Origin of the sequence: Microcoleus sp. S13C4 (assembly GCF_036700865.1) — a bacterium.
GTDB lineage: Bacteria > Cyanobacteriota > Cyanobacteriia > Cyanobacteriales > Microcoleaceae > Microcoleus.
Map to the genome: position 1 here is coordinate 83,153 of NZ_JAUBPS010000011.1, position 24,206 is coordinate 107,358.

Annotated in this window: 24 protein-coding genes and 2 pseudogenes; 12 read left to right on the plus strand and 14 right to left on the minus strand. The window is 44.1% G+C overall.

Translation table 11 applies throughout. The features are described 5' to 3' along the window. The first annotated feature begins 197 nt into the window (after positions 1-197). From QT996_RS07255 to QT996_RS28600, 6 genes and pseudogenes are all read left to right on the plus strand, one after another. Positions 198-572 (plus strand): DUF1257 domain-containing protein, encoded by a 375-nt coding sequence (locus QT996_RS07255; RefSeq protein WP_333045520.1) that lies wholly within the window; start codon positions 198-200, stop codon positions 570-572. A gap of 46 nt (positions 573-618) precedes the next feature. Next, positions 619-1,479, plus strand: a complete 861-nt coding sequence (locus tag QT996_RS07260) for a DUF6920 family protein (RefSeq protein ID WP_333045521.1) — start codon at positions 619-621, stop codon at positions 1,477-1,479. A gap of 143 nt (positions 1,480-1,622) precedes the next feature. Beyond that, the gene (locus QT996_RS07265) at positions 1,623-3,014 is read left to right on the plus strand and encodes an AAA family ATPase (RefSeq protein WP_333045522.1); all 1,392 of its coding nucleotides are present in this window, start codon (positions 1,623-1,625) and stop codon (positions 3,012-3,014) included. Further along, positions 3,014-3,601 (plus strand): hypothetical protein, encoded by a 588-nt coding sequence (locus tag QT996_RS07270; protein WP_333045523.1) that lies wholly within the window; start codon positions 3,014-3,016, stop codon positions 3,599-3,601. The genes QT996_RS07265 and QT996_RS07270 overlap by 1 nt, the downstream gene beginning before the upstream one ends. 112 nt (positions 3,602-3,713) lie before the next feature. Then, complete coding sequence (locus QT996_RS07275; RefSeq protein ID WP_333045524.1) at positions 3,714-3,842, plus strand: hypothetical protein; 129 nt, start codon at positions 3,714-3,716, stop codon at positions 3,840-3,842. A gap of 3 nt (positions 3,843-3,845) precedes the next feature. Further along, positions 3,846-3,953: pseudogene (locus tag QT996_RS28600) on the plus strand (Rpn family recombination-promoting nuclease/putative transposase); the annotation flags it as partial. Positions 3,954-3,963: 10 nt separating this feature from the next. On the opposite strand, the gene QT996_RS07280 reads toward QT996_RS28600, so the two are convergent. From QT996_RS07280 to QT996_RS07295, 4 genes are all read right to left on the minus strand, one after another. Then, positions 3,964-5,172: a hypothetical protein gene (locus tag QT996_RS07280; protein ID WP_333045526.1), complete on the minus strand. Its 1,209-nt coding sequence runs from the start codon at positions 5,170-5,172 to the stop codon at positions 3,964-3,966. A 33-nt stretch (positions 5,173-5,205) separates the two neighbouring features. Beyond that, positions 5,206-6,738 (minus strand): threonine ammonia-lyase, biosynthetic, encoded by a 1,533-nt coding sequence (gene ilvA / locus QT996_RS07285; protein WP_333045546.1) that lies wholly within the window; start codon positions 6,736-6,738, stop codon positions 5,206-5,208. Between the two features lie 83 nt (positions 6,739-6,821). Next, positions 6,822-7,904, minus strand: a complete 1,083-nt coding sequence (locus QT996_RS07290; protein WP_445304546.1) for an MAE_28990/MAE_18760 family HEPN-like nuclease — start codon at positions 7,902-7,904, stop codon at positions 6,822-6,824. Positions 7,905-7,910: 6 nt separating this feature from the next. Continuing rightward, positions 7,911-9,083 (minus strand): DUF262 domain-containing protein, encoded by a 1,173-nt coding sequence (locus QT996_RS07295; protein WP_333045528.1) that lies wholly within the window; start codon positions 9,081-9,083, stop codon positions 7,911-7,913. 307 nt (positions 9,084-9,390) lie between these two features. Between QT996_RS07295 and QT996_RS07300 the strand changes: the two genes are divergently transcribed. Further along, entirely contained in the window at positions 9,391-9,945 is a 555-nt protein-coding gene (locus QT996_RS07300; protein ID WP_333045530.1) for a GNAT family N-acetyltransferase, read from the plus strand. Positions 9,946-10,036: 91 nt separating this feature from the next. Here the strand turns inward: QT996_RS07300 and QT996_RS07305 are convergent, their stop codons facing one another. The 6 genes from QT996_RS07305 to QT996_RS07330 form a co-directional block, all read right to left on the minus strand. Then, positions 10,037-10,606 carry a hypothetical protein gene (locus QT996_RS07305; protein WP_333045531.1) on the minus strand — a complete coding sequence of 190 codons (570 nt, stop codon included), beginning with the start codon at positions 10,604-10,606 and terminating at the stop codon, positions 10,037-10,039. A gap of 188 nt (positions 10,607-10,794) precedes the next feature. Further along, positions 10,795-11,652, minus strand: a complete 858-nt coding sequence (locus QT996_RS07310) for a bifunctional class I SAM-dependent methyltransferase/HIT family protein (protein WP_333045532.1) — start codon at positions 11,650-11,652, stop codon at positions 10,795-10,797. 31 nt (positions 11,653-11,683) lie between these two features. Then, positions 11,684-12,289, minus strand: coding sequence for a hypothetical protein (locus QT996_RS07315; RefSeq protein WP_333045533.1), 606 nt, complete (start codon positions 12,287-12,289; stop codon positions 11,684-11,686). 54 nt (positions 12,290-12,343) lie between these two features. Continuing rightward, on the minus strand, positions 12,344-13,975 hold the full coding sequence (locus tag QT996_RS07320) for an Hsp70 family protein (protein ID WP_333045534.1): 1,632 nt from the start codon (positions 13,973-13,975) through the stop codon (positions 12,344-12,346). 20 nt (positions 13,976-13,995) lie between these two features. Beyond that, a complete protein-coding gene (locus tag QT996_RS07325; RefSeq protein WP_333045535.1) occupies positions 13,996-14,778 on the minus strand; it encodes an XRE family transcriptional regulator in 783 nt (260 codons plus the stop codon). Between the two features lie 11 nt (positions 14,779-14,789). Next, complete coding sequence (locus QT996_RS07330) at positions 14,790-15,002, minus strand: DUF2997 domain-containing protein (protein WP_333045536.1); 213 nt, start codon at positions 15,000-15,002, stop codon at positions 14,790-14,792. Positions 15,003-15,084: 82 nt separating this feature from the next. On the opposite strand from QT996_RS07330, the gene QT996_RS07335 reads away from it, so the two are divergent. Next, complete coding sequence (locus tag QT996_RS07335; protein WP_333045537.1) at positions 15,085-16,107, plus strand: beta-eliminating lyase-related protein; 1,023 nt, start codon at positions 15,085-15,087, stop codon at positions 16,105-16,107. Positions 16,108-16,306: 199 nt separating this feature from the next. Here QT996_RS07335 and QT996_RS07340 read toward each other — a convergent pair whose 3' ends face one another. Further along, positions 16,307-16,705 carry a DUF4112 domain-containing protein gene (locus QT996_RS07340; RefSeq protein ID WP_333045539.1) on the minus strand — a complete coding sequence of 133 codons (399 nt, stop codon included), beginning with the start codon at positions 16,703-16,705 and terminating at the stop codon, positions 16,307-16,309. 71 nt (positions 16,706-16,776) lie between these two features. Next, complete coding sequence (locus tag QT996_RS07345; RefSeq protein ID WP_006633569.1) at positions 16,777-17,115, minus strand: winged helix-turn-helix transcriptional regulator; 339 nt, start codon at positions 17,113-17,115, stop codon at positions 16,777-16,779. 116 nt (positions 17,116-17,231) lie between these two features. Between QT996_RS07345 and QT996_RS07350 the strand changes: the two genes are divergently transcribed. From QT996_RS07350 to QT996_RS07360, 3 genes are all read left to right on the plus strand, one after another. Beyond that, entirely contained in the window at positions 17,232-17,930 is a 699-nt protein-coding gene (locus QT996_RS07350; protein ID WP_333045540.1) for a pirin family protein, read from the plus strand. 147 nt (positions 17,931-18,077) lie between these two features. Then, entirely contained in the window at positions 18,078-18,284 is a 207-nt protein-coding gene (locus QT996_RS07355; protein ID WP_333045541.1) for a hypothetical protein, read from the plus strand. A 161-nt stretch (positions 18,285-18,445) separates the two neighbouring features. After that, on the plus strand, positions 18,446-20,092 hold the full coding sequence (locus tag QT996_RS07360; protein WP_333045542.1) for a WD40 domain-containing protein: 1,647 nt from the start codon (positions 18,446-18,448) through the stop codon (positions 20,090-20,092). 74 nt (positions 20,093-20,166) lie between these two features. Here QT996_RS07360 and QT996_RS07365 read toward each other — a convergent pair whose 3' ends face one another. Further along, positions 20,167-20,541 (minus strand): hypothetical protein, encoded by a 375-nt coding sequence (locus tag QT996_RS07365; RefSeq protein WP_333045543.1) that lies wholly within the window; start codon positions 20,539-20,541, stop codon positions 20,167-20,169. 23 nt (positions 20,542-20,564) lie between these two features. Then, on the minus strand, positions 20,565-21,161 hold the full coding sequence (locus QT996_RS07370; protein WP_333045544.1) for a hypothetical protein: 597 nt from the start codon (positions 21,159-21,161) through the stop codon (positions 20,565-20,567). 508 nt (positions 21,162-21,669) lie between these two features. Between QT996_RS07370 and QT996_RS07375 the strand changes: the two are divergent. Beyond that, a pseudogene (locus tag QT996_RS07375) lies at positions 21,670-22,623 on the plus strand (ABC transporter ATP-binding protein); the annotation flags it as partial. Positions 22,624-24,206 lie beyond the last annotated feature (1,583 nt).

Here is a 24,206-nt window from a genome sequence, read left to right on the forward strand (position 1 = left end):
ACTCACGGATGAATCGGGGGAATTGTTATCGGATACTATGTTTTTAATTTCTGCACAGATGAAGCCGGGGGATTGTAACTGGGCTGCTTTCGCTGACGCTCAAACCAAGTTTAAGATCGCAACTTATAACTTATTGACTGTTGCAGTTTATAGTATTATAATCAAATCAGCGTTTCACACAAAAATCCGAAAGTGATATGTCACACTTCACAACTATCAAGGTTCAGATCAAGAACGGCGAACTGCTGCATCAAGTGTTGGAAGAGTTGGGTTATCAAGTAGAGTCCAATGTGCAGGTACGAGGTTATCAGGGTGACAAAACTAATGCCGAGTACGTGATTCGGCAATCCAATGGTTACGATTTGGGTTTTCGTCGCAGCGGAGAGGATTACGAATTGGTGGCGGATTTTTGGGGCGCTCGAATTAATCAGCAGGAATTTGTCAATTTAATTAGTCAGAAATACGCGCGCAAAAGTTTGATGGCGGCGGTGGAGTCAGAGGGTTTTCATGTTGAAGAAGAGGAAACTTTGGCAGATGGAACCGTGAGAGTTGTAGTCGGTAGATGGGTTTAAGACTGGCGCTTGATTAACTCGTTTTTAGGTATCAAGAGGAATCACCATGTGGCGATCGCCGATCGTACTAATTGTCCTGGCGCTTGTAGTTGGCATTGTTGGCGCGATCGCCCTTGGAGCATACCGCTGGCATCTCGGTACCCAGGAACTGCGAGCAAATCTGGAAGCTGCACGCTTGCCGATTAAACCTCTGACATTTGATGCGCGGGAAATCGCCGATTTACCCCAGCCAGTGCAGCGCTACTTTTGCGCGGTGCTGAAGGATGGACAACCGCTAATTGCAACAGCGCGGGTTTCCCACGAAGGCACGTTTAACATGAGCGAAACCGCAGAAAAATGGAGTGGTTTTAACTCAACTCAACTCGTAATTACTCAGCGCCCTGGCTTTGACTGGGACGGGCGAATTGCCATGATGCCCGGTATCAATGCGTTTGTTCATGATGCCTACATTTCTGGCGAAGGCATCCTCCATGCGGCGCTGCTGGGCCTGGTGACTCTGGCGGATATCCGCGGCACTCCAGAAGCTGCACAAGGGGAATTGATGCGCTTTTTCGCGGAGGCGGCTTGGTATCCGACGAGACTGCTGCCGAGTCAGGGTGTTCGCTGGGAGGCGATCGACAATTCTTCGGCCAGAGCAACGCTACAGGATGGCGACACCGCTGTTTCCCTGGATTTCTGCTTTGATGAAGCAGGGCTAATCGCCAGTATCCGCGCCGAGGCCCGCGCCCGTACAGTTAACGGGGGACTGGTGTTTGCGCCCTGGCAAGGCCGTTTCTGGGACTACGAATTGCGAGACGGTATGCGGATTCCGCTCTCCGGTGAGGTGGCGTGGCAACTGCCTGATGGCTCGCTATTGCCCTACTGGCGCGGCCGCATCACGAATATTGCCTATGAGTTTGCAGGGTAAGCGTTGGTTGCGATCGATCTAGTTGGGGGCGATATTATTGAAAGGTTGATGCTAAAGCGCGATCGTCCGAATCGCTACGAGTTTTCGGCTCTTGGCATGGTTAAAAAGTGATAATGGTGGGCGATCGCTCAAGGAATACGACAATGAAAATTAAAATTAAAAATCTTGGTGCTTTAAAGCAAGCCGAATTCACCCTTGGCGATCTGACAATCATTTGCGGTGGTAACAATACTGGCAAAACTTACGCAACTTATGCCTTGTTTGGCTTTTTGTCTACTTGGCAAGATAGGTTTCCAATCAAAATCAATGCTGACAAAATCGACCTGCTTCTTGCTGACGGCGTAGTTCGTCTTGATATACCAGAATATGTCGAACAGACTGAGAAGATTCTTGCTGAAGGTTGTCACGCATATACCAAGGAATTACCAAAGATTTTTGCAGCACCGTCTGAACGATTCAAAGAAACCAAATTTCAGGTGAGCTTGGACACCACAAATATTGATTTGTCCACCCAATTCGATCTAAAAATTGGCTCCGGCGAGGCATCACTTTTCTCGATCACCAAAAAACAAAAAAGTACAGAATTATTTGTCACCCTGCTTGTTGAGAAAGAGAAAGTAAAAATTCCCCGAGAAATCCTTGAGCTCATCATTGCCGACGCACTGAAAAATATGATTTTTGCTCAGCTTTTTCCTCGTCCTTTCATAGCCAGCAGCGAACGGACTGGTGCTGCTATTTTTCGCAAAGACTTGAATTTCGACCGCAATCGCTTATTTAAAGAAATCGGTCAGGCTAGCCAAGATGATATTAATCTAGTAAAACTTCTACTTAAAGATTATGGAGATTATGCCTTGCCGATAAAGACAAATGTAGATTTTATGCGGAAACTTGAAACCATTGCCAAGAACAGCAGTTTCATTTCTGACAACCATCCCGACGTGTTGGAAGATTTTGCTGACATTATCGGCGGCGAGTACACAGTTACGCGGAACGATGAACTTTATTATGTGCCGAAGAAGCGTAAACAGGTCAAGCTTTCTATGGATGAAAGTTCCAGCGCCGTGCGTTCTCTACTAGATATCGGCTTTTACCTAAGACATCAGGCTCGAATTGGTGATTTGCTGATGGTGGACGAACCGGAACTGAACCTACACCCAGAAAATCAGCGCCGGGTGGCGCGACTTTTGGCCCGACTTGTTAATCTTGGGATTAAGATTTTCATAACTACCCACAGCGATTACATCATCAAAGAACTGAACACCCTGATCATGCTCAACCATGACAAACCCCATCTCAAGCGCATTGCTAAAGAAGAAGGCTATCTAGAAGCCGAACTAATCTCTTCTGAAAAAATCAAAGTCTATATCGCGGAAGAGGTATTGATACAATTAGATGGCAAAACAAGAAAGACTAAATGCCAAACCCTTACAGCCGCCGACATCGACCCGGAACTGGGTATTGAAGCCCGCAGTTTTGATAAAACCATTGAAACGATGAACCGAATTCAGGAAACGATCATCTGGGGAGAGGAGTAATGTTGTCTGATATTGATATCCTCAAGGAGATGATTAATAAAAAGGCTACAGTGCAATTAAAAGGACAACCGGATGGAAAAGGGATCAAATACTCAGTCACACTCACAGAACCTCAGCATAGTTATTCGGTAACGATTGATAGAATGCCAAAGGATGATAAGGTGATCGTCATCGATGTAGATACTTATTTCCCAGCACCAAGAAAGATTTTTACCGGATCGAAAGGTGAGTGTAAGCGCGCTGATTTTGTCATTATTACGAATACTGGCACCGAAAAAATTATCCTTTGTCTTGAGATAAAAAAAACGAAAGGCACGAATTCAACAATTATTCAGCAACTGACAGGCGCACAATGTTTTGTTGCCTATTGCAAGGAAATCGGCAAAGCATTTTGGCACAAACATAACTTCCTTGATGCTTATCAATATCGTTTTGTCTCTATCGGTCATATCAGCATTTCCAAGAAAAAAACACAGAGTGAATCTTCAACTAATAAAAATCATAATTCAAAGGAAATTCACGATTGTCCAAATCGAATGCGAAAAATTAGCTACTCAGGCAGCCTTCGGTTTGATCGCCTGATTTAAGAACAAAATTATGAAGGTGTATCACATAATATACCATTATGATTTATACGGTGGGTTAGTCGAGCGCCAATTTTACACTTAAGCAAACACAAATAGCAAAAAGAATGACAAAATGGTTGCAGAAGAATTGAGGCTACTGACGAGTAGGGCGATCGCCCTTACCAGACAAAAGTGCGATCGCCCGCAACTACCAAATCGTTTCAACGTGAGGAATATCATACCGCCGCCCGATCGCAACTAAGATGCGATCGCGCGGCAATTGCTCGATCGCCTGGATGATGCAACTCTCAGTCAAACAACCGGACTCAGTATTGAGGATGTGCGGAATTTGCGATGCAATGAGCTTTCTTGACCAACAATAATCACAACTGCAAAGCCCCAGACACCTGGGCATTTTTCACACTTGAAATCCGAATCAAAGACCCTGATTTTACAGCAATCTTAGGTTTCCATTCATAAACCCCATCGCTAGTCGTGCGGTTGGCTATGCTTTCAACCAACTTATTCTCTTTATACAGCTCAATCTTGACCTCATCCTGAATATTGTCTCTCCACAAAATCAAATAAGGTTTATTTGGTTCCACCTGCACTTTCCTTGCTGGTTGAACCACCAATATTTTTGGTGAAGCTGTCTGAGATTTTCTCTTCCTAAATCCTAAATAGTGCGGCAGTTCCCGAGTGGCAATATTATTTGATTGAGGCAACATAATCTCGCCGATTTTAGGATTGAATAGATAAGTTGAGAGTCCGCCGTCGATCGTCACTATATCTCCTTTCACTCCGAATTCTCGCATTAACTTAGCTGCTGCATCTAATGTCGCTTCATTAACTGTGATAATTGCCAGCAATTCATTACCCTTGCGACCATCTTTGTCCAGCGTACCGATGACGTGATACCTATTTGCGGGATTTTTAGATATGAGTTTAGCTGGATGGTGCTTGTGTTCGTAAGTAACAACTGCATTTTGTACTTCTTTTTGATTCAATGGCTTTCCTGTTTGCGGTTCGTAATTTGTGATATATGCTTCTCGCTCATTCCAGACCAAAGCTTTCAATCGAACATTTTTATACTGCCCATCTTTGGGCTTCTTGACGGGGCCGTAGATGCCGTTACCGCCAGTAATAACTTGACCGTTGAATTTGATAGGAAAAGATAGCTGCGTGCTGCGTTCGTATTGTTCAAAAAAAGAACAGTTAATCACGGAAAAAACACCATTTCCGTAAAGTTTTTTGTATTCTCCTGTAACTTCAGAGAATAACTTGCTCTTAAAGAAAGGACTGTAATATTGGTTTTCTCCCTGATAATACAATCCTTTATTAAAAGCCATCCGATCCACCTCTCCAATTAGCTGGTCTATTTGCATTTTTTGGACGTTAATAACTTGCAAGTAAGCCACATTTCCGTTGGGTAGTTCTTTTTTGTACAACTCTGCACCATCTCTGGTATCCACAGGTTGAAAATAACTGACTGGGCTGGAAAGTTGATCGATCGCAAAATGTGCAACTGCTGCCACAATAGCAACAGCAAAAATCATCAAAAAAAACGGCAAGATTTTTTTGATCCTGTTCATAAATATTAATTTGTTTCTAGACCACAAACCAAACTACCTCAAAAATAGCTTATACGCCGGATTTTGACTCTCATCCCCATACTGATAGCCCAGCGTCTCCAAAAAAGCCTGCCATTCCTGCATCTCATCGGGCGGTACTTGAATTCCCACCACAATTCGCCCGTAATCTGCGCCGTTATTTCGATAGTGAAAAACGCTGATATTCCAGTTAGGGCTCATCGAACCGACAAACTTCATCAACGCACCCGGACGTTCGGGAAATTCAAAGCGATAAAACAATTCATGATCGGCCAGCATCGAACGCCCGCCCACCATATGCCGCACGTGCAATTTCGTTAATTCATCATCAGTTAAATCCAATGTTTTGAATCCACAATCTTCAAAACTTGCGGCTATATTCACCGCATCGGCACGGTTTTGAATTTGTACACCGATAAAAATATGTGCCTCTTTCTCATCCGCAATTCGATAGCTAAATTCAGTTAAATTGCGTTTGCCAAGACATTCGCAAAACCTGCGGAGACTTCCCGGCTGTTCGGGAATTGTGACTGCAAAAATGGCTTCGCGACGTTCACCAAACTCGGCTCTTTCTGCTACAAAACGCAGCCGATCGAAATTCATGTTCGCGCCGCAAGCAACAGCAATTAATGTTTCTCCTGCGATTTGTTCCCGTTCGACGTAAGCTTTCGCACCTGCGATCGCCAAAGCGCCAGCAGGTTCTAAGATCGATCGCGTATCTTCAAAAACATCCTTAATCGCCGCGCAAACATCATCCGTATCCACCAAAATAATCTCATCCACATACTCCTGACACAAGCGAAAAGTTTCCTCCCCCACTTCCCGCACAGCAACGCCATCGGCAAATAAACCCACCTGCGACAAACGCACCCGTTTACCCGCTTTCAGCGATTGATTCATTGCATCGGAATCGATGGGTTCGACGCCAATAATCTTAATTTCCGGCCGCAACCGCTTGACATAGGCCGCAATTCCCGAAATCAATCCGCCGCCACCAATTGCCACAAAAATCGCGTGAATTGGTTTTTGATGTTGCCGCAGAATTTCCATGCCGATCGTACCCTGTCCAGCAATCACGTAGGGGTCATCAAAAGGGTGAATAAAAGTCATACCTTTTTCGGCCTCTAATTGGCGCGCAAAGGCGTAAGCATCATCGTAAGCATCCCCATGCAAGACTACCTCTCCACCACGGGCTATCACCGCATTTACCTTCACCTGCGGCGTAGTTACGGGCATGACTATGATCGCGCGAGTTCCCAGGTGGCGGGCGGCGAGGGCGACTCCTTGCGCGTGGTTGCCGGCGGAAGCTGCAATCACACCTTGTGCTAGCAAATCCGGCGACAGTTGCGCCATTTTGTTGTACGCACCCCGCAGTTTGAAGGAAAACACCGACTGCATATCCTCTCGCTTCAGCAAAAGTTTATTGTTGAGTCGTGCTGATAGATTGGGGGCGCATTCTAGGACTGTTTCTTGAGCAACATCGTAGACGCGGGCGGTGAGGATTTGTACCAGGTAATCGCAAAGCATGGGGTTAGCAGGTTGGTTGATGCCGGATGGTGGGATAATTGTACGGCACTTGTGTTAGTATTTTGCGGGGAATTGGCGATCGCCGTTCGCAGTTAACGAAAGATTCAGTCAACTGGGTTTGATTTAGTTACATAAATAGTCAATCCTTTTCTGGCATCCCGATCAAACTTTAACCCTACTTCTTCCTCCGAGGTTATTTCCACACGATCCTGGAAATTATCGTTAAGCTTAATGCTCTCTATTTTAGCAGAGTAGCCGTACGACAATTTATTATTAACTAAAACTAGAAAAACACGTTCTTCTACAGTTAATGTAACTTCTTTAACTTTGGCTACCCCTGCTTGTGGCTTGTTGAACCACTCAGTAATTTTTCCAATCTCCCTTACCAGCCCTCGATCGCTCTGGCGTAAAATTATATTGTAGGTGACTAAATCAGCGAGGGATTTACATAAAGCCTCAACAAAATCACCTAAGTCCAACAGTTCTTGAGTTCCCAAAATCTCATCTGTAGAGCCGTGTGCTGCTTTATTTCGATAGTCAACCAGTTGTTTGAGTTCTCCTTCAGCCGTGTTTTGACTGCCGCGAACTTCCTCTACAAAATATTTAATTTCTTTGTGGTTAATTACCCATTTCCACGCCTCATCAATTCCAGCATTTTTAAACACTGTTTCTAGCACTTCCTTCCGTAAATTTTGCTGGTGCAATAAGAAAGCATCAGGAAGTAGCTCGTATTTTCCAGTGTCAGTAATTCCAGAGGATAATCCTTGCACTACTTTCTCAACTGAAAGGTGTTTAAACCTATTTTTTTTGATGTCAATCAATAAACGCCCTATACCCTGTCGATGGGTATTTTGGATTTTTTTTCCCAAGTCTGAATAACGTGGAACCAAATCTGGCATGAGTCGCAGCCAATCCGAAATTAAATCCTCAACGAAGCGCTCGTAAATAGCATACAATCGGGTTACAACAGCAGAGCGATCGTAAATTCGCCATTCTCGATCGTAAATTCGCCATTCTGGTTGGCTAGAGATTACTTCTATTAATGCGGCAAATTCAGGATTTTCTTTCAACTGTTTGATATCTGAACTGTCTTGAAATACAATTTTTCTAAGTCGATCGTTAATCTTTATCATCGAACGGACAGTGGAAATTTTAAGACAGACTGTCTCGAGAAGCTTGTCAAACATCGCAAGTTACTCTCCGATAACTTGCAAAAGCATTTCGTCAAATATCCTGATTCTATCCTGAATCTCTGCCTTGGTTTTTCCACCTCCTGTGAGAAGACGAGATTCAGGTTTTTTAAAGAGGTTCTTTGTCTCTTCAATAATGCGGTTTTTTAGAGCAATTAATCTTTTTTCATATTGCAAGTGCCTGCTTAAACCAACCATAATTGCATCATAATATGCTTTATAAGTCTTGTTTGACCAAGTTTGAGTTTTCTGGTCAAATGGTTTGAATAAATGCTCTCCGTAAATTAGGTGAGCTATTGTGATAGTTTTGATAAAAATAGATTCCAAGGAATTGATATCTTCCTCATCAAAATTTAAACTTCTCATCATGTACAAATCTAAAAAGCCTTCCATTCCCCGTTGGAAATTATCAACATTTCTGAGCGCAAAAAAACGCAGAACTAACTCAGCATCTTCCATTTTTTTATAAAGGGTATTTTTCTCCAATTCGGCGCTGTTATCCTCTGTCGGAATTCCCCAAGCTTCTGCAAATATGCGATAACGCGATAATTTTAGCAACAGTTCATTGAACTTTCCATAATACAAACAGTTTCGCACTTCCTGTTGACTTAAATCTACGCCTCCAGTGTTAAGACGCTCGAAGGTTTTTTGTTTTAAGAATAGAGCCTCTTCAGGATTGGAGGTTGATTCTGTAATAATTACTGTCGATGATATAGAACGACGGTCGATACCGGCTCTAATTTTTTGAGGAAGTTGATTGTAGGTACGTCCATTTAATTCAGACCAAAATTCAAGCCCTGTTAATTTAAGCTTGTTTTCATAAAAATCCTGAATCGCAGTAATTCTCTGTTGACCATCCATCACCTCATAGGAATTGTAATCTTTTTCGTATAAAATTATTGATGGAACTGGAATATTGATGAGAAATGATTCGATTAGTTTGGATTGCATTTTGGTAGTCCAACGCGGCCTTCTTTGGTAAACGGGTCGCATTTCCATATAACCAGGATTTTTTAATGCCTGGACAAAACTCGGAAGCTTTTCACGGTTGATTTCAGTAATAATTCTATTCTCTCTTAACTCGTACTTATGGTTTATTTCACTATCGGATATTTGAGTGCGAGTTTTTGTTTGCGAACTCTTCCACATTTTTTCTTCAAATGGTGCGATCTGCATTTTCCGTAGTCTCCCTAAGCACAACTTGTTAATAATTATAGCATTTTCACCATGAGCCGATCGCCTCAAATCTAGCAAACTAGCGATCGCAAATTATCGCTGCAGAAGTTCGATCGCCCTTACCCGATCGCAAAATCCGATTTTATGGCAAAATTAGCCTAGACTGAAATATGAAAGCTAGCGATCGGGCAAGCTGTAGCGAATGTTGCCCTCGTGAGTCCTGACTTCGTTTTTGCCGTTTACCCCGGTTCTAAAATCCGGTTTGTGAGCGTATTAGTCCGTAATCCTTGATTTAGTATGTAAATTCATGAACGTACAAATTACAGATTTGCGTGCTGGCGACGAGCCAAAAATTCAACAGGTAGCTAGATTAATAGTGGAAGGTTTTAAAGAGCATTGGCCCGATGCTTGGCCCGATCTAAAATCTGCTTTGCAAGAAGTGCAAGAATCTTTGGTAGCCGATCGCATCAGTCGAATTGCTGTCGGCGACAGCAATCAAGTTTTGGGATGGATTGGCGGGATTAAACAGTATGACGGTAATGTTTGGGAACTGCACCCGCTGGTAGTGAGAACAGAATTTCGCGGACAAGGAATTGGTCGATCGCTCGTAGCTGATTTAGCAGCAGAAGCTAAAAACCGGGGAGGGATCGTGCTGTGGGTGGGTACCGACGACGAAGACAATCAAACCACTCTTTCAGGCATCAATCTTTATCCTAACGTTTGGGAACACATCGCCAAAATTAGAAATTTGCGCGGTCATCCCTACGAATTTTATCAAAAAATGGGTTTTGCGATCGTCGGAGTGATGCCCGACGCCAACGGAATTGGCAAGCCAGATATTTTCATGGCAAAGCGGCTGTAAACTTTAATGTAGGTTCTAAATTTACTGCTCGGTGGCTTGCCAATCCAACACTTAGCAAAATTAGTTGTTGAAAGTTTCCCAGAAAATCGGTCTAGTCTGGACGTGCGAACCCCGTTCGAGGGTCGCTAATAAACAAACCCAGAACTAACGAATCCATCACCGTATCCCAGACAGGAGTCAAACGCTCTGCATCGTCAACCCAGTAATCAAAAGTAATCAAACACTGAACATTAGAACCCAATCCAATACAGATTCGCGAATAAGCTTCCCGCTGTTCTGGAGGGTCGATAAACTTAAATTCAGTCCAAACAATGCGGGCCGTTTGCCGCTTCAATTGGATAATTTCCCCAGGAGCGATCGGATTCCGCGTATCATCTTCAACCACCTTCTGTAATAGCGGCACCAGCGGAAAATCTGCCCAGTTACCAGGTGGTAGCAAATTAAACGAAACCTCCAAACAACAATCATCATCCGGCGGCTTTTTATCCGTAAACCGGAACGACTTAGTATCCGGTTCAAAATGCCAATCTTCCGGGACATCAAAGCGGACTGCACCTCTTCCTGCTACAAAAATTCGAGTTCCAGGCTTTGACTTCCAATTGTGGTCTTCTTTGAGCTCTAGGGTTTCCTTGAGCCATTCTTGCTTTTTGCGCTTAGACATAAACAGAACACCAAATTGCTGCTAATGTGTAGTTTTAGACCTTGCAAACACATTTTAACTCTATTTTGCTCGCCGTTTGCTCAAATATAACAATCCTTACAAAAATTATGAATTCCTCTCTTCTCTCTTCCTCTGTGTTCTCTGCGCCTCTGCGGTAAAAAAGAATTCCTTTCACAATTGGCTAACTTTTATTTGTCACTCTTGGGAATCACATACCTAATTCCGCCTTTATTCCCAGCCGCATCGCCATTGTAACGGGGGATCACATGAATAGCCGCGTGAGTGCGACTTTGACCAGCCTGTTTATTAATATTTATTCCCACATTAAACCCGTCAGGCTTAAATTCTTTACTTAACATTTTTTGTACCTTATTAGCCATAAACCAGCAAGCAGATTGCTCTCGAAACGGCAGTTCAAAATAATTAGCAACGTGACGCTTGGGGATGATTAAAACATGACCTTTGCTGGCGGGATAACCGTCAAACATCGCATAAGCTGTTGCTGATTCAGTTAGCAAAATTAGGTTTTTATACGGATTGCAGAATATGCAATTATTAGTAGAATTTCTTTGATGGTTGTAATGCACGTATTTGTAAATTTCGCAATACTCATCTAGGTGAACTGGCTTAAATGGAAGTTTGACAATGCACTGATATGTAGGTTTTTTGTGGACATAATGTTCTCGAAAGCCTTCTTTTTTGATATCCCTTCTCACCGCAAAATACGCATTCCCTCCCGGTTTCAACAGGTGCGATACTTCCATCAGGACAGTAGCTTGTTCTTGAGGAAACAAAACATTCAAAACATAAAAGCAAATGATTGTGTCGAATTTATCTTCGGGGAATTCCGGGAAATAATAAGGGTCATAACCCGTAATATCGAAGCCTTTTTGCTGTAACAATCTAACATCGCTGCCGAAGCCGCACCCAAAATCTAAGACTTTCCCTTGCAGCAAGTTTTTATCCACTAACAATCTTGCCGGAAATGACAGATAAATTCTTTCGATTGCCGTCAGGTGGCTGAATTTATTTTGTTGCTTTTTCATGGCGGCATAAATTTGATTTCAATCGTTGTTTTTAGTCTTTGCGTAAAGGTTTTGTTAAAATTCCGAGGATTTTGTCAACTTCGTTAATATAATAATCGTTCAAGTCAATAAAAGCTGTTTGATTTACCAATTTGAGAAACTTCCAAGCATTTCCCGTGGTAACGCCTCCGTAAATCGCCTCAATGTCATCATTTTGCTGTTGATTGAATCGCTGGGCTCCCAACATTTCCGCAATACACTGTCCTAATCCGTTTTTGATGTTTTCATTTTTGGCTTCTACTAACGTGACAACTGGTGTTCGGATTTCGTACAAATCGCTAGACGCGGTGAGGATATAATCGCAGTACCCGTTAAGTCCACTTTCGGGATCGGCATTAAATTCCGTGCCGGGAAAAAAACCGATTTGGAAGTTTAAAATGCGCCGTACTTCTAATAATACGGGAGCAATAATTAACTCGGATCGAGCTTTTTCAGTATTGATAGCATTGGCGAGAGGGATATATTCTGCTAGGGTTGTTTTGAGATAGTCGCTAGGTGCAATTGATTCTACATCTGCAAACAAAACAGTTTTTTCATTAACAGTGAGGTTAAATGCTGCACGCACTTTGGTGATAGTAGTAAATTCACTATATGACATTTTTAAAGTCCTTAAATTAACTAAAAATTACCGATAATACTGGAGATTTTACCATTATTGCAGTTTGGCGATCGCCCCTTTTTCCACCAACACCTTACCAGTCACCAAATCCCGCACCGTCGCCAACAAGACCCGCCTCTCATCCACCTCAAAACTCACCGAAACCCTGTCAATTCCCAATACCCCAGGCGGGTTCAAATGCGCCACACAAACCTGCTGGTGGTGGCTGTCCAAAGAGCGAAAATCCGTCTGTTTGTTGAGCCAACTGCTCGTCATTTGCCCTTTTTCGTTAAAAATAACCTCCGCTTGCGATACCTCCGCAACTTCCCCAATATCTAACCGAATTTCCCTTTGCCCTTCAATTGCCACTTGCAGCGTCAACTCTTCGGAACTTTCACAGGGATACTTCATTTCCTTGCTAAATATCGGCGAGTAAGCATAAGCTTTAGCATAAGGTTCCCAGAGGCGAATTGCATAAGTGTGGCGCAAATAATCATCAACACTCGCTAATTCTGTCAAGGCTAAAGCACCGTGCGCCACGGCTTCAAAAGGCTTGTCCGTTTTGACTTTTTGCCGCCCAAAATACGAAACCACTAAATTAGATACAGCCGGAATTAAAGAAGTTCCTCCTACCAGCAAAACCTGTTCGATATCTGCTTTTCCGATACCTTTTCCCAGTGCAATACTCAGCACTTCATCTAAACTTTCCCGCAACTGTTCTAACAACTGTCTAGATTCCAGAATTTCCTCAAGCTTGTCTCGGTTTAGCTGCAAGTCGTAAGACATAAAATTTTCATCGTCAAACCAGCTTTCCTTCGCCTCATTAACTTGAGAAACTTGAATTTTTAATTTTTCCGCTATTTCTAATAAGTTTTGCCAGCCAACTGGGCCGACTTCTGCCCGCGACGAACCAATTTGCCGCAAATAATCTTCGACAATCCAGATGTCAATATCTTCGCCGCCGACATAAGCATCGGATTTTGCCAACACTTCGGCACGCACCCCCCCCAGCCCGCCCTTGTCAAGGGGGTGAGCCAGATTTCTCCCCCCCTTACTAAGGGGGGGTAAGGGGGGGGTTACAGCAGTGCGAACTAAACTTAAATCTAAAGTTCCGCCACCAAAATCAACTACTAAAACTAGAGAACCGGGGCGTTTTACTGCATATCCCAGGGCGGCGGCTGTGGATTCATCTATTACCTGAACTTCTGCAACTCCCAAACTTTCTGCTAAGTCACGAAACCAATCTAGATATCGCTCAAATGCTCCAACGGGGACTGTAAAAATTACTTTTTCTGCCTGTATATTTTGTAAATATAATTGTTTCCAAATACTTTTAATAAACTGTTCGGCTACTGATTCTGGTGTGTAGGTTTCGCCGTCTATGTTGCGAGGCGGCGGCTGAAAATCGGCTGCTAAATTGCGTTTAAAACCTTTGAAAAAACGGTCTGGCTGGGATTGTCCCAAACGCTGCGATCGCACTTTTTCCCCCAACACCAACTCTCCGGCATTTTTCACAAATACTAGAGTCGGAACTACAGATATTTCTCGCACCTCTCCGCTCGAATTATTCGTTTTAAAAATGCGGGACATCTCGCCCAATCTCAAAGTTTCTGGTGTTTGCGTATCGGGGTTAAGAATGCAGACAACCGTATTGCTGGTGCCGAAGTCAATGGCAACTGTAGTCATGTTGATTTAAAATTTAAAATTTAATTTTTCATTCCCGCTGGCAGGGTGCGACTAACTTTAGCAGGAGTAAGAATTCGTTCTCCCTCCCGATAGCCGACAAACCGAATATAAACTAATTCTCCTTCGGTTATATCCTCAACATCCGGCTGGTGCAACTGCGGATTGTAAGCAGTTTGTTCCCACGCAGAACCGATTGTTTGAAAATCCCAGCTTGATAACAGGTTTTCTAAGGGAGTAAACAAAGCTGAGAGATTTTTGGCGGGCATATCCGGCTTGGCTTCTGCCATTTTGCGGGCGGCGGGATAGTTGGTTAACAAAGTTTGCAACTGTTCAAAGGTAGCGCGGCGAAAATCTGCAGTTAGTTGAGCTTTTTGCTGCTGCAATTCTGAGCGCAGCCGGAAACACTGCTGCCTCAATTCTTCAATTTCGGTGGGATTAGTTGTGATTGTAGCCGATGTGGGCAGCGCGCTCAAAGTGCGATCGAACTCTTGAAAATTCAAATTCAGCACTGTTGCCAGCCGCCTCAGTTGGTTTACCGTGAGTTTTCCCACGTCTCCCTGTCGCACTAAACGTACCCCGTAGCGACTTAAGCCTGCTTTTTCGCCTAAGTCTTGCCAATCGAGAATGTCTAGCTGATTCATGCGTTCCCGCAGAATTGTATCGTACTTAAACTCGATCGCATCTCCCGCCTCAGATGCAGCATAAACGTACACTAAAATTAGAAAAATGCCCCCGACAGCCAGCGCGAAGCTGAAGGCAGGCACTGTTGTTACATCAACTGTTGCACCGAGGATCTCAAACATCTTTAACTCTTCTAAACTTGTTTTAAAGTCTGCGTTTGTTCAACGCTCAAATTTTCTTCGCCTTGGTAATATTCTGGCAGCAAGTCTTGAGATTCTACTTTGCCGAGGGCTTTTTCAATTTCAGCGGTGGTTTCGGTGCAACTCGAACCAGTGGCGTTTAGGACGGTTTCGGTAATTTTGCCGTCTTTGCCGATGCGGTATTCTATTTGGCGGTATTCTGCCATAATTTTGCCTCTTGGTGTAATGCTTGAGTGTTGAAGGTTGAGTGTTGAGTTATATTATAGATTCTATTTACCAATTATTCTAATGAATTTTTGTAGCGACAATGCAACCGGGGTTTCGCCGGAGATTATGGCGGCGATTGCAGCGGCTAATTGCGGTGCTGTGATGTCTTACGGAGATGATGAATATACACAGCGTTTGCAAGTTAAATTTTCGGATTTGTTCGAGACATCGGTGACTGTTTTTCCGGTAGCAACCGGTTCTGCTGCTAATGCTCTTGCCCTGGCGGTTGTTACTCCTCCTTACGGCGCTGTTTACTGTCACGCGGAATCTCATATTAATCTAGATGAATGCGGCGCGCCGGAGTTTTTTACAGGCGGTGCCAAGTTAGTTACAGTAACAGGAAATCATGGTAAAATAGAGGCAGAGACTTTAGGAAAAATACTCGATCGCGCTGGTGCAGGTGTCGTCCATCACGTACAGCCCGCAGCCGTCAGCATCACTCAAGCAACGGAAGCCGGCACAGTCTACAATCCAGCAGAAATTTCCCACATTTCGGAAGTGGTTCGCGCTCACAATTTGCACCTGCACATGGATGGAGCTCGCTTTGCCAATTCTGTCGCGAGTCTAGGCTGTTCTCCTGCGGATATCACTTGGCGCGCCGGTGTAGATATTCTCTCGTTTGGAGCGACAAAAAACGGCGCGATGGCTGCGGAAGCTGTGGTATTTTTTAATCAAGAATTAGCAAAGACTTTCCCTTTTTACCGCAAGCGCAGCGGGCATCTTTTCTCGAAAATGCGGTTTTTGTCGGCACAGTTGGAAGCGTATATAACGGATAATTTGTGGCTGAAGAATGCGGCTCATGCAAATAATATGGCAGCCAAATTAGCCGAAGGTTTGGCGGGAGTTGAGGGAGCTAAGTTTTGCCATCGAGTTGAAGCCAACGAGATTTTTATTCAACTTCCCGAATCGATAATTACAGCGGTTTTAGCTGAGGGCTTTCTGTTTTATCGGTGGGATGAATGTACTATTAGACTGGTAACGGCTTTTAATACTTTGGAAGCGGATGTTATTGCTTTCGTGGAAGCGGTTAAACGACATCAGTAATTATTTCCTAAGGGCGGGTTTTACGAATAATATCTGACGAATACCAACAATCTAGATAAACCCGCCACCACAACAGATAACTCACATCAACATTAAATTTGGCTCGAATGCGGAAAATCTACATTCTGATTTTTCGTTTGATGGGGGCGGGCTTGAGAGATTGCTGGTTATTTACAATTATTGTTTGTGAAACCCGTACCTACAATTTAATAGATTGAGAAACAGGTTCGGCAACTGCGGCTAGTTCGGGTTCAACTTCTTCGAGATGTGCTTCTAAAAGCGCGAGATTTCTCATGTTTGATTTATAAAAAGCATCGAAGATATCTCCGACTAAAGGTACTGAACCCACAACTGCTTCTAAACCGATATTGTAAATCATTTTCCCTAGAGTTTTTTGGGGAATGTTGAATTGAGTTGCTAAGTAAATTAGGTATGCGGAAAACGCGGTATCTACGATATCCCCAGCACCCGGAACTAAACCGATAATGGGATCTAAACCAATGCGAAATTTAGTGCCGGGGATGCCAATGGCGGTATCCATTAAGCGGCTGAGTTTGCGGATGCGGTTGAGGGTGGCGAGACGCTCTATGTTGTTCATATTATTATTGTTGAACTAGGTTGAGAATTTGAAATCTGTCGGAAGAGGGAAAAAAAAGATCTAGAAACCGCTCATTTTCCATCTTCGCTAATATGCTGAATTCCCCATTCGTGCATGGCGTTAATAATCGGTTTGAGACTTTCGCCCAAAGGCGTTAGCGAATATTCAACTTTTGGGGGCACTTGCAGGTAAATTTCCCGATGCACGATCGCATCTGATTCCATTTCGCGCAGTTGCTGCGTCAGCATCTTCTGAGTAATGCCGTTGACAGCTCGTTGCAGCTCGTTAAAACGCTTCACTCCTTGAAACAACTCCCGCAGAATCAAGACTTTCCAGCGCCCGCCAATCACCTCTAGAGTGCGTTCTACAGGGCAATTTGCTCGATCGACTTTTACTTCTTGGACTTGCATAGTATCTTTTTGGTAAGTACCGCACTTTTAAGTGCGTACTATCCATAATAGCTTGACTGGGTTTAAAATAAAAACATCAAAGAAACACCCGATAAATTTCACTGAGGATTCAGAAAATGATTACCGTCAGAAAAAGTGAAGCAAGAGGACACGCTAATCACGGTTGGCTGGACAGTTACCACACATTTTCTTTTGCCGGCTATTACGATCCAAATTATATGAACTTTCGCTCTTTACGGGTAATTAATGAGGATTTCGTTAGCCCCGGCAGAGGTTTCGGAACTCACGGACACAGCGACATGGAAATCATTACTTATGTATTAGAAGGAGCATTAGAACACAAGGATAGTTTGGGTACCGGTGCAGTGATTAAACCCGGTGAAGTGCAGCGGATGAGTGCAGGTACGGGTATCCAGCACAGCGAGTTCAATAGCTCGCAAACAGACCCGGTTCATTTGCTGCAAATCTGGCTGTTACCCGATACAAAAGGCTTGCAGCCGAGTTACGAGCAGCGGGAGTTTCCCCTAGCAGAAAGGCACGGAAAACTGCGCTTAGTGGCGGCGCGAGATGCTAGAGATGGTGCAGTGAAAGTGCATCAAGATGTCGATTTGTATGCGGCTGTTTTGGATAAAGACTCGCAGGTTTCTCATGCTTTGCAGCCAAATCGCCACGCTTGGGTGCAAGTGGCTCGCGGCTCGGTTTTGCTCAACGGTTTGACCTTGAAAAATGGCGACGCTGCGGCGGTTAGCGGGGAGGCTGAGGTGGTGATTGAAGCTACGGCAGATGCTGAATTTTTGCTGTTTGATTTGGCATAAAATTGGGCATCCTACATACTAAGTAAGGTGCCCAATCCGCACCTTACTTAGGGTTGGTTACTACTTAGGAAATAAGTAAATAGGAGGAAGACAGTAAATTTTATTTGTGGTATTTTTGCTAAGGCTAAGTGTTTAGGATAAATTTTTATGCAAGAAAACCCGATCGCCCGCAAGCATCTTATTTGGAGCCTGATCACTGGTTTAGCAGTTGGCGCGATCGCGGGCGCACCTATCGGCTGGATGGCTAATGGGTATTATTCCGAGCAGCGTTTGGCTCAAATTCTGATTTGTCGAGAAAAGAATAGAGATCAGCCAGTGGCTATTGTTGAGTCTAGGTGCGGTTCCCGATTCTAAATTTTTCTGCTAGTCAGAGGGCTGTGTCAAAGATTTTTAGGCTTGTGCGAATGTCGAAAGTTCGATCGCGCAGGCGTTTTGGCGTTATCAACCGTGAATATGCCACAAACCGGAAAAGTTATCCGTCAGTTGATATGTGGGTATGTTAAATTTACACAATAATGAATTACAGCAGAACAATTCCGGCTATTTTGAGTGCTACGATCGCCCTGAGTTCGATCGCCCTCATCCCGCTCACATCACCTCAAATTGCCCTAGCATTAACCGCCGACAAAGTTAAAACCGTTGCCCAAGAAATTACGGTTCGCATCCAGGGGCCAAAAGGCGGTTCAGGAGTAATTTTAGAAAAACAGGGCAGCACATACTATATCCTCACAAACTGGCACGTTGTCGATAAAGCAGGCGATTACGAGGTTGTAACTCCTGACGGCAAAGCTCACTCTGTATACTATAGCCTCGTGCGGCGAGTGCCGGGGATGGATTTAGCCGTCGTACCCTTCAGCAGCGCTCAAAGCTACCCCCTGGCTCAATTAGCCAATTCCGCAGCAACTAAGGGAAACAAGGCTTATGTGGCTGGCTGGCCGATATCCGGCGGTTCTCTGAGACAACCGATTTTCATCGCCACGGAAGGTCAGCTTACCGGCCGCCAAACTCCCTGGAACGGCTATACTTTGGTCTACAATAACTTAGTGAGAGCGGGCATGAGCGGCGGGCCGGTACTCGACGATGCAGGGCGAGTTGTCGCAATTAACGGCATTGTCAGGTTAGAGGACAACTCTGATAAAATCGTGGCTGCGGGAATAGAAATTAATACTTTCATGAAATGGCGATCGACTATTTCGCTGCCAGTAGTTCCCCAATCTCCTACTGCGGGAAACCCTAAAACTCCCGCGAATAATGCGCCCCGCACGCCCGCAAGTGCGATCGCCTTTGCTGCTACAAATACCCTCAAAGGGCCTTCCGAAGTTGTCAGTTCCCTTGCCCTAGCTTCAGCTTATTTTACTACAGGAAATAGCAACGGCACAATCTCAGTTTGGAATTTTCCCAGCGGGCAATTAAAAACTACCCTGCAAGGTCACACGGAAGCCGTAAACGCACTGGCAGCGAGTGCGGATGGCAAGGTGTTAGCTAGCGGCAGCGACGACAAAACCGTGAAAATTTGGAATTTAGAAACTGGCGCGGTTGTACGCACTTTAAGCGGGCATTCCAATGCAGTTTCGAGCGTTGCCGTTAGTCCTGATGGTCAATTTGTAGCCAGCGGTAGTTGGGACAAAACGATTAAGATTTGGAATGCGAAAACGGGGGAATTGCTGCGGACTTTGACTGGGCATTCTGGGTTGGTGAATGCAGTTGCAATCAGTCCTGATAGCAAAACTTTAGCTAGCGGCAGCAAAGACGGTTCTATTAAGTTCTGGAATTTAGCTACTGGTCAAGAAATTCGCACGATTAGCGGGAAAAACTTGTCGGTTTTGTCGCTAGCTTTTACTCCCGACGGCAAGAGTTTAGCGGCGGGAAACAGCAACGGCACTGTTGGGTTGTGGAATGCCGGAAACGGGCAGTTAATTCGGCGTTTAAGCGGGCATACTGACGGGGTTTGGTCGGTGGCTTTCAGTCGGGATGGCACTACGCTGGTTACTGGGAGTTGGGATAAGAGTGTGAGACTTTGGGATGTGCGATCAGGGGAATTGAGAGGTAATTTGAGCGGTCATTCTGGCTATGTTAGTGCTGTGGCTATTAGCGCCGATGGCAAGACTATTGTTAGTGCGGGTTGGTTGGGGGAAATCAAGATTTGGAAAAGGGGGAATTGAGAGGGCGAGCGAATGTGCAGCGATCGCTATTATACGTCGGGAATATATGAGCGATCGCTATTTTAATAATGCGATTAAGTTGGTTCTCTAAAACGTTCTATTCCTTCACGCATAATATTGGCGACTGGATGATCGATCAATTGAATGAATGCTTCAACAGCCATCCCTTCCATTGCACTAAGTAGTCGCTGTTTAAAAGTAGGGTTACTTTCTATTATTTGAAGAGCTTCTTCTGCTACAGCGGCTTTTTGAGTTAGAGTTTCCGTTGGATAATCTTGCGCTAATTGCTCTAACAGTTTCTTAATTTCTGCTGCTGCCTCAGCTAAATTTTGCCTTTTTTGTTCAGGTGAATAGTTGTGAATAGTTCCACCTATTTGCTGAGCATTAACGTTTGTGCTGAATCCAATACCTATTGACGCTTGACTTTGATCAATTTTGGGTTCTGACATACTATCTCCGTAGTAATTACTAACTATTGTTGCCTATTATTTATTGTACCCCCTATTTCGCTAACCGTAATGTTCTCAGAATAGCCAACACCAATTGAGGAGCCACTTTGGTCAATAGTGATAGATTTATCTTCGAGGTTAACTACATAAGTTCTTTCGTCATTACTATCTAAAACTTGATATAATCTTGAAACCACTTGATCCAAAAAAAATTCATCGCTGGCGACATTTCTTTCATTTATGAGAAAAATGTTGGCTTTGTCTCCAGAAGTAAAAGATACTTCAAGCACATACTCTCTTATGATAATTTCATAAGTTTTGGGTCCCAGCTCATTAAAAATTAGAGCCAGTATAATCAGTATAATTATTCCTATCCCCCATGCTAGTTCGACCTCTCTAATAACAAGAACTAATCCCACTACACACATAAATATTATAAATTCAAATGGTATTAATTTTTTATTTTTTATCCCCTTTCTCCGATTAGCTTCAGTAACTCTAAAACCGATAATATTGCGAATTAAATACACAGCATTTCCTAATCTCACTGTTCTTTTGCTGAAGTATAGCTTAGTTCCTATGAGTGAAATAGTTGTGCCAGGAGGCTGAGTCGAAGCCATAATTTCAACTTTTCAATTTGCTTACTGACTAATATAGCTTTTGGAAATAATCAAATAAGATTTTTGTGTGTGAGTAAAAATAATTATATCACTACTTTCAAAACTCTAAAGAATTTTCTTTATATTTAGGTAAATTTTGAAGGCAATCGCACTTGTTTAATTATTGTGAGAAATTTAAGATTAGATGTTTGTCATTGTGTCAACCCCTGATTGAATTTTTAGCGTCCGGCTAAAATTATCAAACAGCCCAAAGCAGCCTCAACCTTAGCCGAAGCGAGACAACAGAAGCGGAAAAGTCGCCGCCAGTTTGAAAGTACGATCGACACTTATGATAGATTTGGTTCTTGCCAGACTACACTGGAAGACAAAATCAAATTAAAAATTTCGCCATAAATTCGATCAACCCGCCGATCGGGCGGGACTCTCAACTTCGTGGAACAGGCGTACCGCCTGTGGTTGGCAAAGTAAATCTAAAATCTAAAATCTAAAATCGCGTGACTTCTGACAAATGATTGAAGTAGAACACTTAAGCAAAACTTACGGTTCGACCGCAGCGATCGCGGACGTGTCTTTTTCGGTCGAATCGGGAGAAATTCTCGGGTTTTTGGGGCCAAACGGCGCGGGCAAAACCACAACGATGCGGATTTTGTCGGGATATTTGCCGGCCTCCAGCGGTACAGCCCGCATCGCCGGCATGGATGTTCACGAAAACTCGATGGCAGTCAGACAGCGCATCGGCTATCTGCCGGAAAACCCGCCACTGTATCCAGAAATGACTGTGGAAGGGTTTCTGTTTTTTGTGGCCAGGATTAAGCAAGTACCTGCGGGCGATCGCGCGCGACGAGTTACCTCCGCGATCGAACGCTGCGGCCTGGTTGATAAACGCAAAGTTTTAATCCGCAAGCTTTCTAAAGGATTTCGTCAGCGCGTCGGTATCGCCCAGGCGATCGTCCACGACCCACCAGTCATTATCTTAGACGAACCAACCGTCGGTCTCGACCCCCGACAAATCATCGAAGTCCGCAATTTAATCAAAAGCCTTGGCGGCCAGCACACAATTATCCTTTCCACGCACATTCTGCCGGAAGTCAGCATGACTTGTAACCGCGTTACCATCATCAATCGCGGTAAAATCGTCGCTGCGGGTAGTCCCGAAAATTTGATGGGAGAGTTGGCGGTGGGAGAGGGCTACGAACTCGAAGTCGAAGGCGAGGCAGATTTGGTAAACAGTCTGCTGTTGCCTTCTTTGGAAAATTTGCCAGGAGTTCGATCGATCGAATTGATTCCAAGCCAGCAATTTTTAGTGAATCGCTGCCGCTTGCGGGCCTTGTGCGAACCGGAAAGAGAACCCGGACGAGAAATTGCTACAGCTATCGTCGCCTCTGGATTTGGACTGTGCGAAATGCGCCGCTCTCGCGCTACTCTGGAAGATGTGTTTTTAAGGCTGACAGCGGCTGAAAAGAAACCCGAAGAAAATCTGGTTCACAGCGAACCGGAGGTCGATCGAAATCTGCAAGAAGCCACAGTAATTCAAGACTTGATCGCGGATTCTCATCAATCGGAATCAGAACCAATTGCGGATTCTCATCAATCGGAATCAGAACCACTTGCGGACAATCTGCCAGTTTCAAATAAAGCCGAGTCTCTCTATGATTCTCATTCCGCATCGGAACGAGTTGCAGAAACTGAAGAGTTGCTTTATGATTCTCATTCGGCATCGGAACCAGTTGCAGAAACCGTACAGCCGATCGAACTTTCTCCACCCGAATTAGAACCAGTTGCAGAAACCGTAGAGTTGATTGAACATCCTCAACCAGAATCAGAACCAGTTGCAGAAACCGTACAGCCGATCGAACTTTCTCCACCCGAATTAGAACCAGTTGCAGAAACCGTAGAGTTGATTGAACATCCTCAACCAGGATCAGAACCAGTTGCAGAAACCGTACAGCCGATAAAAGAGAAGCATCTCAGTTTGGGTGTCACAAGAACCCGAGCATCTTACTCTCTACAGATATCTAAACAAGCAAGCAGGATGCTCACTTTTGTAAAAAATGTTTTTTACAAAAGGGAGATACTCCCGATAGAACCTTCTCCACCTGCACCAGTTGTCGAAAATCTCGAAGTTTCACAAACCGTAGAGTCGATCGACTATTCTCAACCAGAATCCGAACCAGTTGTCGAAAGGCAAGAGTCGCTAGAGCATCCTCAACCAGAACCGATTGTCGAAAATTTAAAAGTTTCACACACAGTAGAGTCGCTAGAGCATCCTCAACCAGAACCGATTGTCGAAAATTTAAAAGTTTCACACACAGTAGAGTCGCTAGAGCATCCTCAACCAGAACCGATTGTCGAAAATTTAGAAGTTTCACACACAGTAGAGTCGCTAGAGGATCGTGAACCAGAACCGATTCTCGAAAATCCGCACGTTTCACACACAGTAGAGTTGCTAGAGCATCCTCAACCAGAACCGATTTTTGAAACGCAAGAGTCGATCGACTATTCTCAACCAGAATCGGAACCAATTACAGAAACACCAGAGGAAATAAGCGATTTAGAACCAGGAATGCAGCCAGTGGTAGATTTTCTGGAAAGTGTAGAAAGACAAGAGTCGATAGAGCATTCTCAACCAGAATCGGTTGTCGAAAATCTGCTTATTGTTGAAACAGTAGAGTCGATCGAACATCCTCAACCAGAACCGGTTGTCGAAAATCTGCTCATTGTCGAAAAAGTAGAGTCGATCGAACATCCTCAACCAGAACCGGTTGTCGAAAATCTGCTCATTGTCGAAAAAGTAGAGTCGATCGAACATCCTCAACCAGAATCCGAACTGATTTTAGATACGCCAAAGTCGATCGAACATCCTCAACCAGAACCGGTTGTCGAAAATCTGCTCATTGTTCAAATGGTAGAGCCGATCGAATATCCTCAACCAGAATCCGAACCGATTTTAGATACGTCAAAGCCGATCGAACATTCTCAACCAGAATCCGAACTGATTTTAGATACGTCAAAGTCGCTAGAGCGTTCTCAACCAGAATCCGAACT